The 16,579-nt window shown below is 59.6% G+C and carries 13 protein-coding genes; 8 read left to right on the top strand and 5 right to left on the bottom strand.

Going from position 1 to position 16,579, the window contains the following annotated elements; all coding sequences use genetic code 11:
• Nucleotides 1–70 precede the first annotated feature (70 nt).
• From KVG87_RS17345 to KVG87_RS17330, 4 genes are all read left to right on the top strand, one after another.
• Complete coding sequence (locus KVG87_RS17345) at nt 71–544, top strand: translation initiation factor 2 (protein WP_217851753.1); 474 nt, start codon at nt 71–73, stop codon at nt 542–544.
• A gap of 162 nt (nt 545–706) precedes the next feature.
• Complete coding sequence (locus KVG87_RS17340) at nt 707–961, top strand: YkgJ family cysteine cluster protein (protein ID WP_016770949.1); 255 nt, start codon at nt 707–709, stop codon at nt 959–961.
• Nucleotides 962–1,001: 40 nt separating this feature from the next.
• Nucleotides 1,002–1,607 (top strand): START domain-containing protein, encoded by a 606-nt coding sequence (locus KVG87_RS17335; RefSeq protein WP_217851752.1) that lies wholly within the window; start codon nt 1,002–1,004, stop codon nt 1,605–1,607.
• Nucleotides 1,608–1,921: 314 nt separating this feature from the next.
• Entirely contained in the window at nt 1,922–4,015 is a 2,094-nt protein-coding gene (locus KVG87_RS17330) for an LTA synthase family protein (protein WP_217851751.1), read from the top strand.
• Between the two features lie 72 nt (nt 4,016–4,087).
• Here KVG87_RS17330 and KVG87_RS17325 read toward each other — a convergent pair whose 3' ends face one another.
• Complete coding sequence (locus KVG87_RS17325) at nt 4,088–4,240, bottom strand: DUF3309 family protein (RefSeq protein WP_003183939.1); 153 nt, start codon at nt 4,238–4,240, stop codon at nt 4,088–4,090.
• A 331-nt stretch (nt 4,241–4,571) separates the two neighbouring features.
• Between KVG87_RS17325 and KVG87_RS17320 the strand changes: the two genes are divergently transcribed.
• From KVG87_RS17320 to csrA, 3 genes are all read left to right on the top strand, one after another.
• Nucleotides 4,572–5,387 (top strand): SDR family oxidoreductase, encoded by an 816-nt coding sequence (locus tag KVG87_RS17320; RefSeq protein WP_076563780.1) that lies wholly within the window; start codon nt 4,572–4,574, stop codon nt 5,385–5,387.
• Between the two features lie 63 nt (nt 5,388–5,450).
• Nucleotides 5,451–5,783: a YnfA family protein gene (locus KVG87_RS17315; RefSeq protein ID WP_016770946.1), complete on the top strand. Its 333-nt coding sequence runs from the start codon at nt 5,451–5,453 to the stop codon at nt 5,781–5,783.
• Nucleotides 5,784–5,916: 133 nt separating this feature from the next.
• Nucleotides 5,917–6,102: a carbon storage regulator CsrA gene (csrA, locus tag KVG87_RS17310; RefSeq protein ID WP_024013891.1), complete on the top strand. Its 186-nt coding sequence runs from the start codon at nt 5,917–5,919 to the stop codon at nt 6,100–6,102.
• Nucleotides 6,103–6,107: 5 nt separating this feature from the next.
• On the opposite strand, the gene KVG87_RS17305 is transcribed toward csrA, so the two are convergent.
• The 4 genes from KVG87_RS17305 to KVG87_RS17290 all read right to left on the bottom strand — a co-directional run bounded on the left by KVG87_RS17305 (nt 6,108) and on the right by KVG87_RS17290 (nt 11,385).
• Nucleotides 6,108–6,335: a YheU family protein gene (locus KVG87_RS17305; protein WP_003172962.1), complete on the bottom strand. Its 228-nt coding sequence runs from the start codon at nt 6,333–6,335 to the stop codon at nt 6,108–6,110.
• Nucleotides 6,336–6,504: 169 nt separating this feature from the next.
• Nucleotides 6,505–7,695, bottom strand: coding sequence for an osmoprotectant NAGGN system M42 family peptidase (locus tag KVG87_RS17300; protein ID WP_024013890.1), 1,191 nt, complete (start codon nt 7,693–7,695; stop codon nt 6,505–6,507).
• Nucleotides 7,696–7,860: 165 nt separating this feature from the next.
• Nucleotides 7,861–9,609 (bottom strand): N-acetylglutaminylglutamine synthetase, encoded by a 1,749-nt coding sequence (gene ngg, locus KVG87_RS17295; protein ID WP_217851750.1) that lies wholly within the window; start codon nt 9,607–9,609, stop codon nt 7,861–7,863.
• Between the two features lie 3 nt (nt 9,610–9,612).
• On the bottom strand, nt 9,613–11,385 hold the full coding sequence (locus tag KVG87_RS17290; RefSeq protein WP_217851749.1) for an N-acetylglutaminylglutamine amidotransferase: 1,773 nt from the start codon (nt 11,383–11,385) through the stop codon (nt 9,613–9,615).
• A 364-nt stretch (nt 11,386–11,749) separates the two neighbouring features.
• Here KVG87_RS17290 and KVG87_RS17285 point away from each other — a divergent pair, with 364 nt between their 5' ends.
• Nucleotides 11,750–16,576: an NEL-type E3 ubiquitin ligase domain-containing protein gene (locus KVG87_RS17285; protein WP_217851748.1), complete on the top strand. Its 4,827-nt coding sequence runs from the start codon at nt 11,750–11,752 to the stop codon at nt 16,574–16,576.
• Nucleotides 16,577–16,579: the final 3 nt, after the last annotated feature.

Raw genomic sequence — 16,579 nt, 5'->3', positions numbered from 1 at the left:
GGCGCTGAGGCTTGTCATGTGACGCACAACAAGCGAGCATGTGGCCCTCTGCCGTTAGTTCGTTGGGTCCATGAAAGCCATTGTTCCTGCCGCGTGGGTATTGCTGGGTTTGTTGATGATCGGTCAGGCACCGGGTGTTATGGCGGCCGCAGCCCAGGAAAAACCGGCAGCGACCAGTACGACGAAGAAAGCCGTCAAAACCGTGGCTCCGGCAAAAAAAGCCCAGGCCAAAAAAAACGCCACGGTGAAGAAGCGCCGCCCGGTTGCCTCGAAGTCGAAATCCGCGAGCGAAGTGGCCAAGACCAAATTGCCGCCGGCAAAACTCGATCTCAGCCTGCCCAAGGAGATGGTTGAAGACCTGAAGCCACAGGGCACCGTAGAACTGCCCAAACGCGAGGCGATCCTGCCGCAGATGTTTGGCGAGAAAGATAACGGCTTCCAGCTCAACGGCCGCTTGCTCAGCAATGAAATGGAGTTGCAATTGCGCAACGAAGCGCGACGCGATGTGGAAGGCGCGGCGCTGGATTTCGAATTCAAGCAATAGATGCAGCCCTCTGCGACGTGCAGACCAGACGCTTCGTCGGAGACTGCCCGGTCACTTTTACTTATCGTTGAAAAGCCGCTTGCAGCAATTTGAAACAGCTGTTTTAGCGGTTACTCTGTTCCCCGTCTCTTTACACATCGCCCGTCGCGAGGATCTTTCGTCATGAAATGCCGTGAAGGCTGTGGCGCTTGCTGCATTGCCCCCTCCATCAGTTCGCCGATTCCCGGCATGCCCGATGGCAAACCCGCCGGCGAACGTTGCGTGCAACTGTCGGTCGATAACCTGTGCAGCATTTTCGGCCGTCCGGAACGTCCGGCTGTCTGCTCGGGTTTCGCTGCGGATGTCGAGGTTTGCGGCAGCAGTTCAGAAGAAGCGATCAGATTGATCGGCTGGTGGGAGCAGATGACGGCGGCATGATGTGTTCACCAACGGAACTTCAACAATAAGGAATAACACTATGGGTTCGCTGCACCGTATCGCTGTGTTGTGTGGTCTGACTGCCGTACTTGCCACTTCGGTCGTCCACGCGGAAGACTGGACAGTGGCCAAGAACGAAGACGGCATCAAGGTTTCCCTGAGCGAAATACCCGGTTCGGATTACAAGTCCTACCAAGGCGTTGCGCTGATGAAAACCACCGTTGCCAAACTGCGTGCCTTGCAGGAAGACGTCTCCGGCGCCTGCGCGTGGATTCACGAGTGCAAAAGCCAGAAACTGCTCAAGCACGAAGGCGATCTGAGCTGGACCTATTCGCAATTCAATACGCCATGGCCGGTGACCCCGCGTGATTCGGTGTTGAAAATCACCACTGTTGAGGGCGCCGATGGCAGCCTGACCCGTAATCTTGAAGGCGTGCCGACCTATCTGCCGGAAGAAAAAGGCTTCGTGCGGGTCCAGCAAGTCAAAGGCTTCTGGAAGTTCGTGCCTAAAGGCGATCAGGTTGAAGTGACTTATCAGGTGCACACCGAACCGGGCGGAAGCGTGCCGGCCATGGTCGCCAACAAGTTTGTGGTCGATGCGCCATTCAATACCCTGAAAGCGCTGAAAGAACGCGCCGAGAAATAATCAATTGGCTGTAAGCAAAACGCCCCGAACCATTCGGGGCGTTTTGTTTTGTCTCTAAATTGTATTTCCAGATATGCGTTGCACGAAATTTTCACAAAGTCTCCAAGACAATTCGCCCGCACTTGTTGCCTGCCATTGCGCTGCTAGCCCTTCAAATGAAAGTCTCGAAGAGCAGGGCAGTAATCAATGGCAATGGTGTGAACGATCGTGCAACATTTGCGCACCGCGCACGCCCCGGGGTCTGGACTGACCAATAGAGGGCCTGGCGCCGCTGTATTTTTGCAACTTCAACTTCCAATGGGTCCTAAAACGACATGGCAAACCCGGACGCCCTGAATCAGCAGCGATCTTCTGCTCGCCTGCTGCAACCGACCGTCAAATCGCATCTGGCCTACACGCTGCTGTGCGCGCTGGTCATGATGGTGATGTTTTCCGCGCTGCGCCTCGCGCTGCTGGTCTACAACCGCGAGATGATCCTCGACACCCCGGCCGCGACCTTCCTTGAAGCGTTCGTCAACGGTCTGCGTTTCGACCTGCGCCTGGTGGTCTACCTGTGCATTCCGCTGGTGCTGGCGCTGTTCAGTGCCCGGGCCATGGCCGCGCGCGGTTTCTTCCGTCTGTGGCTGACCGTCGCCTCGAGCATCGCGCTGTTTCTCGGCCTGATGGAGATGGACTTCTACCGCGAATTTCACCAGCGCCTCAATGGTCTGGTGTTCCAGTACGTGAAGGAAGACCCGAAAACCGTAATGAGCATGCTCTGGTACGGTTTCCCGGTGGTGCGCTACGTGCTGGCGTGGGTGATCGGTACGGTCATTCTGACCCTGGCGTTCAAAGGCGCCGACCGCGCCACCCGCCCGCGCGGACCGTTCAGCGGCGGCAGCGTCAGCTCCCGTCAGGTTGCGCCATGGTACACCCGCCTGGCGGTGTTCGTGGTCTGCCTGCTGATCTGCGTGGTCGCCGCTCGCGGCACCTTGCGTCAAGGCCCGCCGATGCGTTGGGGTGACGTCTACACCACCGATTCCAACTTCGCCAACCAGCTCGGTCTCAATGGCACGCTGTCGCTGGTCGCCGCAGCCAAGGCGCGCATGGGCGAAGACCGCGACAATATCTGGAAAGCCACGCTGCCCCAGGAACAGGCGCAGCAAGTGGTGCGCGACATGCTGCTGATGCCGGACGACAAACTGGTCGATGCCGACATCGCCGCTGTTCGCCGCGACTACATGCCGCCGGCCGACAAGACCCTGCCGATCAAGAACGTCGTGGTGATCCTGATGGAAAGCATGGCCGGTCACTCGGTCGGTGCTTTGGGCGCGCCGGGCAATATCACCCCGTACCTGGACAAGCTGTCGAAGGAAGGCCTGCTGTTCGACCGCTTCTTCTCCAACGGCACCCACACCCATCAGGGCATGTTCGCGACCATGGCCTGCTTCCCCAACCTGCCAGGTTTCGAATACCTGATGCAGACCCCGGAAGGCAGCCACAAACTGTCCGGCCTGCCGCAGTTGCTCAGCGCCCGCGACTATGACGATGTCTATGTCTACAACGGTGATTTCGCCTGGGATAACCAGTCGGGCTTCTTCAGCAACCAGGGCATGACCAACTTCGTTGGCCGCAATGACTTCGTCAATCCGGTGTTCTCCGATCCGACCTGGGGCGTGTCCGACCAGGACATGTTCGATCGTGGCCTGCAAGAACTGAAGGCGCGGGAAAACGGCAAGCCGTTCTACGCGCTGCTGCAAACCCTGTCCAACCACACGCCGTACGCCTTGCCGACGCCATTGCCGGTCGAGCGCGTGACTGACCGTGGCAGCCTCAACGAACACCTGACCGCCATGCGCTACTCCGATTGGGCGCTCGGCCAGTTCTTCGAGAAGGCGCGCAAAGAGAAGTACTTCAACGAAACCCTGTTTGTCATCGTCGGCGACCATGGCTTCGGCAACGAGCGCCAGATCACTGAAATGGACCTGGGCCGCTTCAACGTGCCGATGCTGATGATCGCCCCTGGCATTCAGCAGAAGTTCGGTACCCGCGACCACACCGTGGGGACGCAGATCGACATCGTGCCGACCATCATGGGCCGTCTCGGTGGCGAAGTGCGTCACCAGTGCTGGGGCCGTGACCTGCTCAACCTGCCGCAGGGCGATACCGGTTTCGGTGTGATCAAGCCATCGGGCAGCGAACAGACCACCGCCATCGTCACCGCCGACCAGATTCTGGTGCTGCCGCGTGACAAGGACATGGGCCCGAAAATCTGGCAATACCAGCTTGGCGCCAACCCGCACGCCGAAGTAGTGCCAGACGCGCCGCGCACTGCCGAACTCAAACTCAAACTTGAGGCGTTCCTGCAAACCGCGACCAAGAGCCTGCTCGATAACACCGCCGGTGTTATTCATGGCAAGCCGGACTGATCACTTGTTAAAGTCCACGCAATAAAAAAGAGGCCCTTGAACAAGGGCCTCTTTTTTTACCGCTTCAAATCGTCATATCTTGCCGAGTAACAACAGCACCAGCAGCACGACCAACACCACGCCGATAATGCCCGACGGGCCATAACCCCAACTTCTTGAGTGCGGGAAGACCGGCAGGCCACCGATCAGCAACAGGATCAGGATGATGATTAGAATTGTGCCCATGGGTGATTTCCTTGTTCAGAGTCTGGAAGAGTCTTGATGCTCAGTGGGCAGCTGGAGAGCAACTAAATTCCAGCCGGCTTACATGTTCCGACTTGCGCCGATGAAAAAAAATTCAATGTTTTTTTAATGTATTTGGATTGCTCGGTTATTTCCTTTCCAGCAAAAAGATCGCAGCCTCGTTGCACTCGTCAGCTCCTACATGAGACCAACCGGAAAACAATGACGGCTGGAATCTTTTGATCCTCCATTCAGCAACTGGATGGAGCGTGGGTGAACGAACTTCCTTCGCTACACTCGGCGCATCTCTCCCGGAACAACAAGGCTGTCCGCTATGCAAAATCGCATGATGATCACTGGTGCAGGCTCAGGCCTGGGTCGCGAAATCGCCCTGCGCTGGGCCCGTGAAGGCTGGCGGCTGGCCTTGTCCGATGTCAGTGAGCCCGGCCTGCAGGAAACCCTGAAGCTGGTGCGCGAGGCGGGCGGTGACGGTTTCATCCAGCGCTGCGACGTGCGCGATTACAGCCAGCTCACCGCCTTCGCCCAGGCCTGCGAGGAGAAGCTCGGCGGCATCGACATCATCGTCAACAATGCCGGCGTCGCCTCGGGCGGGTTTTTCAGCGAATTGTCGCTGGAAGACTGGGACTGGCAGATCGCGATCAACCTGATGGGCGTGGTCAAGGGCTGCAAGGCGTTCCTGCCGCTGCTGGAAGAGAGCAAGGGCAAGATCATCAACATCGCCTCCATGGCCGCGTTGATGCAAGGCCCGGCAATGAGTAACTACAACGTGGCCAAGGCCGGCGTAGTGGCGTTGTCGGAAAGTCTGCTGATCGAACTCGCGCAGCAGGAAGTGGCGGTGCATGTGGTTTGCCCGTCGTTCTTCCAGACCAACTTGCTCGATTCTTTCCGTGGCCCGACCCCGGCCATGAAAGCCCAGGTCGGCAAGTTGCTGGAAAGTTCGCCGATCAGCGCAGCCGACATCGCTGACTACATCTATCAGCAAGTCGCCGCCGGCGAATTCTTGATTCTGCCCCACGAACAAGGGCGCATGGCCTGGGCAATCAAGCAAAAGAATCCGCAACTGCTCTACAACGAAATGACTTCCATGGCCGAGAAAATGCGCGCCAAGGCCAAACAAAACAACGCTTGATCTTGTTCGATTCCCGCCGCGTCGTTAGGGTGGCCGCCACGGTCACCCTGTCGAGACGCCTCCATGCTCAATTACTTGTGGTTCTTCCTTGCGGCGCTGTTTGAAATCGCCGGCTGTTTTGCCTTCTATATGTGGCTGCGCCAGGGCAAGAGCGCGTTGTGGGTGATTCCCGCGTTGCTCAGCCTGACCCTGTTTGCACTGTTGCTGACCCGTGTTGAGGCGGCCTACGCCGGGCGCGCCTATGCCGCGTATGGCGGGATCTACATCGTTGCTTCGATTGGCTGGCTGGCGGTGGTCGAGCGGGTGCGTCCGTTGGGCTCGGACTGGATCGGCATGGCCCTGTGCGTGGTCGGTGCCAGCATCATTCTGTTCGGGCCGCGCTTTTCCGCTGCCTGAGGCTTTTGTGCGAAGCGTCTGACAGCTGCGGGCGTGGGCAGCTGTAGGGCAAGACTGATTTGCTCGTCGTGGATTGTGAAGACGCTGTAAGCCGCGCATCTTCAGGGTTTGCCAGTCCTGAAGGATGAATCCCATGCTTGTACTCAGCCGTGTGGTCGGTGAGTTGATTTCAATCGGAGACGACATCACCCTGCGTGTTCTGTCGGTCAATGGCTCCAGCGTGCGCTTCGGCGTCGAGGCGCCGAAAAAGGTCCATGTACACCGCGCCGAGGTCTATGACCGGATCAAGCGCAAGGAAGCCGCGGCGAAGGCTGGCTGACGGTTTCAGTCGAACAGATGCTTGGGTACGTCGTGCTTGAGCATCAGCTGGCACTGCTCGCTTTCCGGATCGAACACGATCAATGCCTGGCCTTTGGTCAGTGCCTGACGCACACGCAGGACGCGGGTTTCCAGCGGGGTGTCATCGCCGTTATCGGTACCGTCGCGGGTGACGAAATCCTCGATCAGGCGGGTGAGGGTGTCGACTTCAAGCGCGTCGTGGGGAATGAGCATGGGCACCTCGGTCAAATCAATGTCGGGATGCTACGGGGATTGGGTTTTGTCTGCCAGTTCTGTATCGGTCTTGCCGGCCCATTCGCGAGCAGGCTCGCTCCCACCTTTGAAATGCGATCTCTGTGGGAGCGAGCCTGCTCGCGAAGGCGGTTATCTGTTCACCGAAGGCTCAACTGTCAGAACGCTGCCCCACCAGACTGTCCACCGGCGGCACGCGGGTTTCGCTTTCCATCTGCGTGTCATGCTCGATCTGATGGCTGAAGCGATCCAGTGAAGCATTGGCCGGCGCCGCATCGCTGGCAAAGACCGGCGGGCTCAGAATGTACGCGCCGAGCAAGCGGCTGAGCGCCGCCAGACTGTCGATGTGCGTACGCTCGTAGCCGTGCGTGGCATCGCAGCCGAAAGCGAGCAGGGCAGTGCGAATGTCGTGGCCGGCGGTGACCGCCGAGTGCGCATCGCTGAAGTAATAGCGGAACATGTCACGGCGCACCGGCAATTCGTGTTCATCGGCCAGACGCAACAGATGCCGCGACAGGTGATAGTCATACGGCCCGCCGGAGTCCTGCATCGCCACGCTCACCGCGTGTTCGCTTGAATGCTGGCCGGGGGCGACCGGTGCGATGTCGATGCCGACAAATTCGCTGACGTCCCACGGCAATGCCGCCGCTGCGCCGCTGCCGGTTTCCTCAGTGATGGTGAACAGTGGATGGCAATCGATGTTCAATTCCTGGCCACTGTCGACAATCGCCTTGAGCGCAGCGAGCAATGCGGCAACACCGGCCTTGTCGTCGAGATGGCGCGCGCTGATATGGCCGCTTTCGGTGAACTCCGGCAGCGGATCGAAGGCCACCACGTCGCCGACATGAATGCCCAGCGATTCGCAATCGGCTTTGGTCGTGCAGTAGGCATCCAGACGCAGTTCGACATGGTCCCAGCTGATCGGCATTTCATCGACCTGGGTGTTGAAGGCGTGCCCGGACGCCATCAGCGGCAACACGCTGCCGCGAATCACGCCGGTGTCAGTAAACAGGCTGACCCGGCTGCCCTCGGCAAAACGGCTCGACCAGCAACCGACCGGGGCGAGGGTCAGGCGACCGTTGTCTTTCACCGCACGCACAGCAGCGCCGATGGTGTCCAGGTGCGCAGACACCGCGCGGTCAGGGCTGCTCTTTTTGCCCTTCAACGTCGCGCGAATGGTCCCGCGCCGGGTCATTTCAAACGGAATGCCCAGCTCTTCGAGACGCTCGGCGACGTAGCGCACGATGGTGTCGGTGAACCCGGTAGGGCTGGGAATGGCGAGCATTTCCAGCAGCACTTTTTGCAGGTAAGCCAGATCCGGTTCAGGGATTTGTGTGGTCATGGTCATGGAAACTCCTGATGGGTTGAGCACATCGATGGTTTCGATGAGGAAAATTGGTGGTGACGTTCAGGGCCTCTTCGCGAGCAGGCTCGCTCCCACATTTGGAATGCATTCCCCTGTGGGAGCGAGCCTGCTCGCGAAGGCGTCAGCCGGAACAACGATGGTTCAAGAGACAGCCGGCTGACTATGCGGAAACAACAGATCGACAAAGCGTTCCGCCGTCGGCTGCGGTTCATGGTTGGCCAGGCCGGCGCGTTCGTTGGCTTCGATGAACACGTACTCGGGCTGATCCGCCGCCGGCACCATCAGATCGAGCCCGACCATTGGAATGTCCAGGGCCCGCGCCGCGCGCACGGCCGCGTCGACCAGCGTCGGATGAAGAATGTCGGTCACGTCTTCCAGCGTACCGCCGGTGTGCAGATTGGCCGTGCGCCGCACGAACAGATGCTCGCCGGCCGGCAGGATGCTGCTGTAGTCATAGCCGGCAGCGTGCAGCGTGCGTTGGGTTTCGTGGTCCAGCGGAATCTTGCTTTCGCCACTAGTGGCGGCTTGCCGGCGGCGGCTCTGCGCTTCGATCAGCGCACCGATCGAATGCTGACCATCGCCAACCACTTCCGCCGGACGGCGAATCGCCGCCGCAACCACTTCAAAGCCGATCACCACGATGCGCAGATCAAGGCCTTCGTGGAAGCTTTCCAGTAGCACGCGACTGTCAAACTGCTTGGCGGTTTCGATGGCCTTCTGCACTTCTTCGATGGTGCGCAGATCCACCGCGACGCCGTGGCCCTGTTCGCCATCGAGAGGCTTGACCACCACCCGTTGGTGCTCATCGAGGAAGGCCAGATTATCGTCGGCATTGCCCGCCAGTTGCTGTGCTGGCAGTTTCAAGCCTGCGGCCTTCAACACCTTGTGGGTCAGGCTTTTGTCCTGGCACAAGGTCATGCTGATCGCACTGGTCAGGTCGCTCAGCGACTCGCGGCAACGCACGCGACGGCCGCCGTGGCTGAGGGTGAACAGCCCGGCGTCGGCGTCATCCACTTGCACGTCGATACCGCGCCGATGGGCTTCTTCGACGATGATCCGCGCGTAAGGATTGAAATTCGCCTCCGGACCCGGGCCGAGAAACAGCGGCTGGTTGATGCCGTTCTTGTGCTTGATGGCGAACGTCGGCAGGTTGCGAAAACCCAGTTTGGCGTAAAGGTTTTTCGCCTGACGGTTGTCGTGCAGCACCGACAGATCCAGATAAGCCAGACCACGACTCATGAAGTGCTCGACCAGATGTCGCACCAGCACTTCGCCGACGCCGGGGCGCGAGCAATGCGGGTCGACCGCCAGGCACCACAGGCTGCTGCCATGTTCCGGATCGTTGAAGGCTTTTTCATGATTGAGGCCCATGACACTGCCGATCACCGCGCCGCTGTCCTCATCTTCCGCCAGCCAGTACACCGGGCCGCCCTGATGATGCGGGGTGAGCAACTCCTGATCGATCGGCAACATGCCGCGCGCCTGGTACAAACGGTTGATACCCTGCCAGTCGGTTTCGCTCTGCGCGCGACGAATGCGGAAGCCGCGAAACACCCGCGTGGCCTGCCGGTAATCGCTGAACCACAAACGCAGGGTGTCGGACGGATCGAGAAACAGCTGCGTCGGCTCAAGGCCCAGAATCTGCTGCGGTGCGGCAACATACAGGGCGATATCGCGCTCGCCGGGCTGCTCGTTGAGCAGCTCCTGCGCCAGCGATGCCGGATCCGGGAACGTGTGACCGATCAACAGCCGGCCCCAGCCACAGTGCACGGCAATCGGGGCGCTGGCAGGCTGGCTGCCGTCTTCGGCCAGGCGCGCCTGCAAACGTTCATACGAGGGGGCCTGACCACGCAACAGGCGTTGGTTGATGGACGTGGCATGGGGTTTCATCAATCAGATTCCTTGTTCACTGAGCCACAGGTTCAGGGCCGCCAGTTGCCACAGTTTCGAACCGCGCAACGGGGTCAGTTGGCCTTGCGGATCAGTCAAAAGCTTGTCGAGCATGCTCGGGTTGAACAGGCCGCGATCCTGGCTCGGATCCAGCAGCAGTTCGCGCACCCAGTTGAGCGTGTCGCCCTGCAAGTGCTTGAGACCCGGCACCGGGAAATAGCCTTTCTTGCGATCGATCACTTCGCTTGGAATGACCCGACGCGCTGCTTCTTTCAGCACTTGCTTGCCGCCATCGGGCAGCTTGAATTGACCTGGTACACGAGCAGACAGCTCGACCAGTCGATAGTCGAGGAACGGCGTGCGCGCTTCCAGGCCCCAGGCCATGGTCATGTTATCGACGCGTTTGACCGGGTCATCGACCAGCATCACCGTGCTGTCCAGGCGCAGCGCCTTGTCCACGGCAGCCTCGGCGCCGGGCTGGGCAAAGTGCTGTTTGACGAAATCGCCCGCCGCATCGTGGTCGACCAGCCATTTCGGCTGCACAGTCGCCGCGTAGTCGTCGTAGCTGCGGTCGAAGAACGCATCGCGGTAGGCCGCGTATGGGTCCGCCGCGCCGTCGACCTGCGGATACCAGTGGTAACCGGCAAACAGTTCGTCTGCGCCTTGGCCGCTCTGCACCACTTTGCAGTGCTTGGCCACTTCACGGGACAACAGATAGAAAGCGATGCAGTCGTGGCTGACCATCGGCTCGCTCATCGCCCGGAACGCGGCGGGCAGTTGCTCGATGATTTCTTTCTCGTCGATGCGCAACTGATGGTGGCGGGTGCCGTAGTGCTTGGCGATCAGGTCGGAATACTGGAATTCGTCGCCGCGCTCGCCGCCGGCATCCTGGAAACCGATGGAGAAGGTCGACAGATTCTCTACACCGACTTCGCGCAACAGGCCGACGAGCATGCTCGAATCGACACCGCCGGAAAGCAACACACCGACATCCACTGCCGCACGCTGACGAATCGCCACCGCTTCGCGGGTGCTGTCGAGGACGCGATCGACCCAGTCTTCCAGATTGAGGTTTTTCTCGTCTTCATTCGGGCCGTAGGGCAGGGTCCACCAGGTTTTCTGCTCGGTGCGGCCATCGGCTTCAACGCGCATCCAGGTGGCGGGCGGCAGTTTTTCGATACCGGCCAGCAAGGTGCGCGGCGCAGGCACCACGGCATGGAAATTCAGATAGTGATTGAGCGCCACCGGATCGAGGATCGCGTTGATATCGCCGCCCTTGAGCAGCGCCGGCAGTGCCGAGGCGAAGCGCAGGCGTTGGCCGGTGCGCGACAGGTACAACGGCTTTACGCCGAGACGGTCACGGGCGATGAACAGGCGCTGGGCATCACGCTCCCAGATAGCGAAGGCGAACATGCCGTTGAGCTTCGGCAGCAATGCCTCGCCCCAGGCGTGATAACCCTTGAGCAGCACTTCGGTGTCGCCACCCGAATAGAAGGCATAACCGAGTGCTTCGAGTTCTTCGCGCAACTCCGGGAAGTTGTAGATCGCACCGTTGAAAGCCAGGGACAGGCCCAGCTGGCTGTCGATCATCGGCTGCGCCGAGCCGTCCGACAGGTCCATGATTTTCAGGCGTCGATGGCCCAGGGCAATCGGCCCTTGGGCATGGAAGCCCCACGCGTCAGGGCCGCGAGGGGCCAGGTGATGGGTGATTCTCTCGATCGCTGCAAGGTCTGCAGGTTGTTGATCAAAACGTAACTCGCCAGCTAATCCGCACATAAAGTCCTTACCGGTTTTTCCGTTGGGGAAGGTCAAGCCGTACCGCGCGAAAAGTGCGGGTACTCAGAAACTGACCTGTCTCGGTAGGTGGAGTTTTAGATCGATAAGTTATAAGGCGGCCACGCTGGCTCCGGCCGTAACGCTATCAGCGCGGATCGAGGGTCGAGACTTGCCCACTTACCGTTACGCTTTTTTTGCATAAGTGTACAAGCGCGTGGACGTTCCGTGCGGGGTGGTGCAGGGCTATTTTTTCCATGCAAAAAAGCGTTTGGTCTACTTCGGTTTTGCGCAGAAATTTGAACTGTTATTGGCTGCCCGGCAGGGCTAGGGTCGAGTGTTCGAACCGCAATAAAGGACTATTGCCATGCTTAACCAAGACAAGACAAATCCACAGATTCAGGCGTCGGTCCTGAGCACCTTATACGCTGCGACCGGCGACCTCGATACCGCTGAAAGCCTGGAAAAAAGCCTGCCGGCGCATCTGCTCACGGCTTCTGCAGCCACGCTGAACAAGCTGGACGAAATCACTCGTGAACTGCACACCCTGCAAGTCAAAGTCGACAAGGATCTGAGCCGGCTCAAACCCTTGCACAGCTTCTGCATCAGCGAACTCAACGCGGCGCTGAACGAGAAATGGCCAGCGGTCTATGACGTGAGCGAGGATCTGCTCAGCCTGCCCGGCGTCGATTGTGGCTGCGATGTGAAGGCGACGGTTCAGGCCGATGTCGGCTTGGTCAGACACGCGACGCAAAGCCTGTTGCAGGCAGCCATGCAGAACTTCAGCGCAGACGAGGAGCAGGCCGACGGGTTCCCCTCCGGCAGTCTGGTGCGCATCAAAAGTGTGCCCGCTGGCGTGGAAGACCTGACGCCGGCAGCGTTCGCAGCGTTGTGCCGCAAGCTGGATCTGGGCAAGAAATACCAGGAGCATCTGCAGCAAGTGTTCGGTCTGCGTGAAGATTGCGGCAAAGTCGTGGCGATCAGTGCCATGACCCGCGATATCGCCGCATTGAAGCAATCGCTGCTGGAGCTGGACGCTCATCTTGCAGAGCTCAAGGGCGATATCACCGCAGCAGGTTTGCGCATGCTGCAGGATCTGATGCTGGCCGAAGGCGTGGCATCGGCGCAGCACCTGCGCTACGGCAAAGACCCGATGATCATGCAGGGCATCAGAATCCTCGACAGCTGCGTTTGGGGCGTAGTGATATTTTCCAAACGCTCCGTGGAACAACACCCTGAGGACGGATGCATGGTGTATATGCCCGGGGAGCCCGAGCGCGCCGTGTATGAATACCCGAGTTTCAATGCGTTCAAGCGCTACCTCGCGCAACAACTCAAGAGCACGGAATATCAGGGGTATTTCGCCGGCAGCCTGGATGAAGATGACAAGGCGGACTTCTTCAAGGCGTTGGCTGAGAAACCCGATCTGGGCGTCGTCGAACAATGGCCGATCAATGTGGCGCTTTTTGATTTCATGGTGCAAAGCCATGTTGGGAAGTTGCAGATCGACGCGCGCAAACTGGCGGTGCCAACCGCTGATATCGATGAAGAGATCCGACAGAAACGCCTGTTGGATTTCATTCAGCGCGGGGTGACCGTGGCGTCGGTGGCGGGGCTGTTCGTGCCGGTCCTGGGCCAATTGATGATGGGCGTCGCGGTCGGGCAGTTGCTCGGTGAGGTGTATGACGGCGTCGCGGACTGGCGTCGCGGTGATCATCAGGAAGCACTGTCACATCTGCTCAGTGTGGTAGAGAACATCGCATTGATGGGCGTTTTCGCCGGCGGTCAGAAGGTGCTGGGAACTGTGGGCAAAAAACTGCTGCGCGCGCATCCGGAGTTCTTCGCGCAGTTCACCGCGATACTCGACCGGGCCGGCAAGCCACGCCTGTGGAAGTCCGATTTGAGCCCGTATGAGCATGCTTTGCCGGCCGGATTCACCATCGGTGCCGGTTCAAAGGAGTTCTACCAGATTGGCAACAAGACCATCGCCCGCTTCGAGTACCGCCTGTTGGCGGGCAACTTTGATATCGACACCCAGCACTGGCGCCTGGACCACCCCGCACGCGCACAAGCCTATGCTCCGCAACTGATCCGCCACGTCGAGGGCGGCTGGCGGTTCCCCGCTGAACAGCCCGAAGAATGGGGCAGCAGCGCCTACACGCTCAAGCGCATCGATCCGCAGTTGAGCGAATTTGCCGACAGCGACCTGGACATCCTTCGCCGGCTGAGCAACACCTCGCAGCAGACCTTGCTGGAGACCTTCAACGACAATTTGAGCCTGCCGGTACGCCTGCGCGATACCGTCGAGCGCGTGCGCATCGAGCGCCAACTGCGTGAGCTGACTACGGAACTGGAAAACGGCGAGATCCACTCCGAGCAACCTCTGGAAGAACAGATGCATGCCTTGACGCAACTGCCGGGCTGGCCGACTGACCGGTACCTTGAGGTCATCGGTCATGAAGGAGACGTCGAAACCACTTATCCAGCAAACAGCACGCTCGACGAAACCCTGGGAGTGCCGGTCACCCAAGGCCAGTTGGCACTCGGGCGCTTGCTGCAAACCGTCATCAATGGCCTCTACGAGCATGAAGTCGAGGCCTTGCTCGGCGGCAAAGTCGCGAAAAGCACGCAAGCCACTGGGCTGGCAAGAAAACTGGGTGCTGCGCTCAAATCCGATTACCGCGCGGCGTTCGAGCGGATGTACAAGCGCTATGACCAGAGTGACGCGCAGGATCTGGGCAAATTACGCCAGGTCTTCGCCGACATTTCGGCGCGCCATGGTCAAAGGCTGATCGACCGCGCTTCGAGTGTCGAGCGCCTGCACTTGCGCTCGACCGGGAGCGCGCCCTTGCGGTTGGGACAGCGGGCTCGGGCCGGTATTGCCGAGGTGCGGCTTGACCGGGCGCTGAGCGGGTTGCACTGGTCGTGGCTGGCCAATGCCGACACCGACAGCCTGGCCCTGAAATTACTGCCGCGCCTGAGCGGCTGGAACACGCAGCTGCGTCTGCAAATGCGCGACAAGGCCTTGACCGGACCGATGCTCGAAGACATCGGCGATGCGTCGGCGACTTCGGAAAATACCGGTTATCTGGTGAAAACCACGCAGGGCTATGAGGCGTTTGGCGGCGACAAAAAATCCTTGGGCAAGGTGGCATCCGGCCCCGACGCTTTGTACACGGCCATCCTCAAGGCATTGCCGCCACGTCAGCGGGCAGCACTCGGGTTTGCCGATACCGGACAGGTCAGTACGCAACAGTTACGCAAAAAGCTGCTCAACGTTGCCCTCGACGAACGCGAGGTCACTGCGCGGGCATTGCGCGGCGGCATTACGGAATCACTTCCCGTCGAGCCGGCCTGTGTGCAAGGCGATCAGGTCCCCGCGCCAGCTCATTCACGCACACTGCTGCGCAAAGCGCGCAGGCTTTATCCGCGTCTGAGCGAGCCGCAGCTCAATCAATTGCTCAACGAACTGGGTGATGATCCGTTGAGCCGTGCGACCCGGATCAAAGCCCTGCGTCAGGATCTGCAAACCCTGCGTGACGCGCTGTTTGTCTGGAGTGAAGATGGTGCCGCGCTGCGAGCCATGGGGGGCGATCTGGCTGAAGCGCGGCACAGTCGGAAAATGGCCGCCGAGCTGATCGAAGAAGCGTTTCGACGCTTTCATTGGGCCACCAACGAAGAGGGAAAGAATCTCTGTACCCTCGACCTTGACGGCATGCGCATCGGTAAGGTGCCGACGTTACCGTCGTCGGTGAGCTTCGACCATGTCGAGCAATTGTCGATGCGGAACATGGCGCTGGGTGATGATGTTGCGTACTTCCTCAAGACCTTCAAACAGCTCGATTCGCTGGAACTGGGCAGCAACGCGATCACCCGGCTGCCTGAAATGTTGTCGCACATGCCGCGTCTGCAACGGCTGAGCCTGGCAAACAATCAGCTCAAGCTCACCGAGCAGACCCTGGCGAAGCTGAACAGGTTGAGCACTCTGCGCTACCTGAATCTGGACAAGAATCCGTTGGGCGCCACCCCGGATTTCAGCCGAATGTCGCAACTGCGTCGCTTGTCGCTGAACGATACCGGCATCACCGAACTGCCAGGAGGCCTTGATCATTCTGCGCACATTGAACTGATGGATCTGAGCGCCAACAAAATCACAGAACTGCCTGAGTGGTTGTTCGAGAAATCACGCCGTTTCACCGGCGCACTCAAGTTGGGACTCAATCCCTTTTCCGAAACGACCAAAACGCATCTGGAGAATTATCGCGATAATTTCGGCATCGGTATGGACTATGTCGCCGATGACATCGCACGGATGAACGAGCAAACGGCGCGCTCGCTCTGGTTGACCAAGGTCAGTGGCGAAGAGTGGGCAGAGCAGTCGCGCATCTGGGCGGCATTGCGTAGCGATCAGACGGCCGATGGCTTGTTCACTTTGCTGGCGCAACTGGGCGATACGGCGGACGGCAAACTGGGCAGCGCTGACATGCAGCGACGTGTCTGGGCGGTACTGAAGGCGGCGGAAGCTGACGAGCCGCTGGGTCGTCAACTGCTCGACATCGCGGCCGATCCGCTTCACTGCACCGATAACGCGGCGCTGGTTTTCAGTCGCCTTGAAGTCGCAGTGGAAGTCGAGCGGGTGAGCCGCGCCGCAAGCGGCCGAAGGGTTACTGCCAAGGCGCTGTTGGAACTGGGCCGCAGTCTGTTCAGGCTGGACAGGCTGGAAGAAATCGCCCGGGAGCATTCGCTCCGGGCGCCAAAGGTCGATGCGCTGGAAATGAACCTCGCTTACCGCATCGGTCTCACCGATGCGCTGGGGCTGCGCGGTCAACCGAAAGATATGCTGTTCAGTGCCCAGAGTGGCGTGACGGCCGCGGATCTTGAGGTGGCAAAAAATCGCGTCATGAGCGCCGAACTCTCCCCGCAATGGCTGGAATACATGCAGGGGCGCACGTTCTGGCGTGACTATCTGCGACGCACATTTGTCCGCAAGTTTGCGCTGATCGATGACCTGTACGACCCACAGATGAGCGCACTGTTCGACAAGAAGGACACGCTGCCCTCTGGCGATTATTTGAGTCAGAACCAGGCACTCAAGCTTGAAAAGGACCAGGCTGAAGACGTGCTGTTCAAGAGCCTGACGGAAGACGCGATACGGCTGATGGATCTGGGCATCTGTGAAATGCCCGATACGTGAAAT

Source organism: Pseudomonas siliginis (assembly GCF_019145195.1).
Lineage (GTDB): Bacteria > Pseudomonadota > Gammaproteobacteria > Pseudomonadales > Pseudomonadaceae > Aquipseudomonas > Aquipseudomonas siliginis.
Note: the sequence above shows the minus strand (reverse complement) of the source record. Positions and strands in the feature narration are given on the sequence as shown.

Excerpts from the sequence above, each read along its gene's own strand:
- KVG87_RS17345 (WP_217851753.1), top strand. The coding sequence starts at position 71 with ATGAAAGCCATTGTTCCTGCCGCGTGGGTATTGCTGGGTTTGTTGATG.
- KVG87_RS17340 (WP_016770949.1), top strand. The coding sequence starts at position 707 with ATGAAATGCCGTGAAGGCTGTGGCGCTTGCTGCATTGCCCCCTCCATC.
- KVG87_RS17335 (WP_217851752.1), top strand. The coding sequence starts at position 1,002 with ATGGGTTCGCTGCACCGTATCGCTGTGTTGTGTGGTCTGACTGCCGTA.
- KVG87_RS17330 (WP_217851751.1), top strand. The coding sequence starts at position 1,922 with ATGGCAAACCCGGACGCCCTGAATCAGCAGCGATCTTCTGCTCGCCTG.
- KVG87_RS17325 (WP_003183939.1), bottom strand. The coding sequence starts at position 4,240 with ATGGGCACAATTCTAATCATCATCCTGATCCTGTTGCTGATCGGTGGC.
- KVG87_RS17320 (WP_076563780.1), top strand. The coding sequence starts at position 4,572 with ATGCAAAATCGCATGATGATCACTGGTGCAGGCTCAGGCCTGGGTCGC.
- KVG87_RS17315 (WP_016770946.1), top strand. The coding sequence starts at position 5,451 with ATGCTCAATTACTTGTGGTTCTTCCTTGCGGCGCTGTTTGAAATCGCC.
- csrA (WP_024013891.1), top strand. The coding sequence starts at position 5,917 with ATGCTTGTACTCAGCCGTGTGGTCGGTGAGTTGATTTCAATCGGAGAC.
- KVG87_RS17305 (WP_003172962.1), bottom strand. The coding sequence starts at position 6,335 with ATGCTCATTCCCCACGACGCGCTTGAAGTCGACACCCTCACCCGCCTG.
- KVG87_RS17300 (WP_024013890.1), bottom strand. The coding sequence starts at position 7,695 with ATGACCACACAAATCCCTGAACCGGATCTGGCTTACCTGCAAAAAGTG.
- ngg (WP_217851750.1), bottom strand. The coding sequence starts at position 9,609 with ATGAAACCCCATGCCACGTCCATCAACCAACGCCTGTTGCGTGGTCAG.
- KVG87_RS17290 (WP_217851749.1), bottom strand. The coding sequence starts at position 11,385 with ATGTGCGGATTAGCTGGCGAGTTACGTTTTGATCAACAACCTGCAGAC.
- KVG87_RS17285 (WP_217851748.1), top strand. The coding sequence starts at position 11,750 with ATGCTTAACCAAGACAAGACAAATCCACAGATTCAGGCGTCGGTCCTG.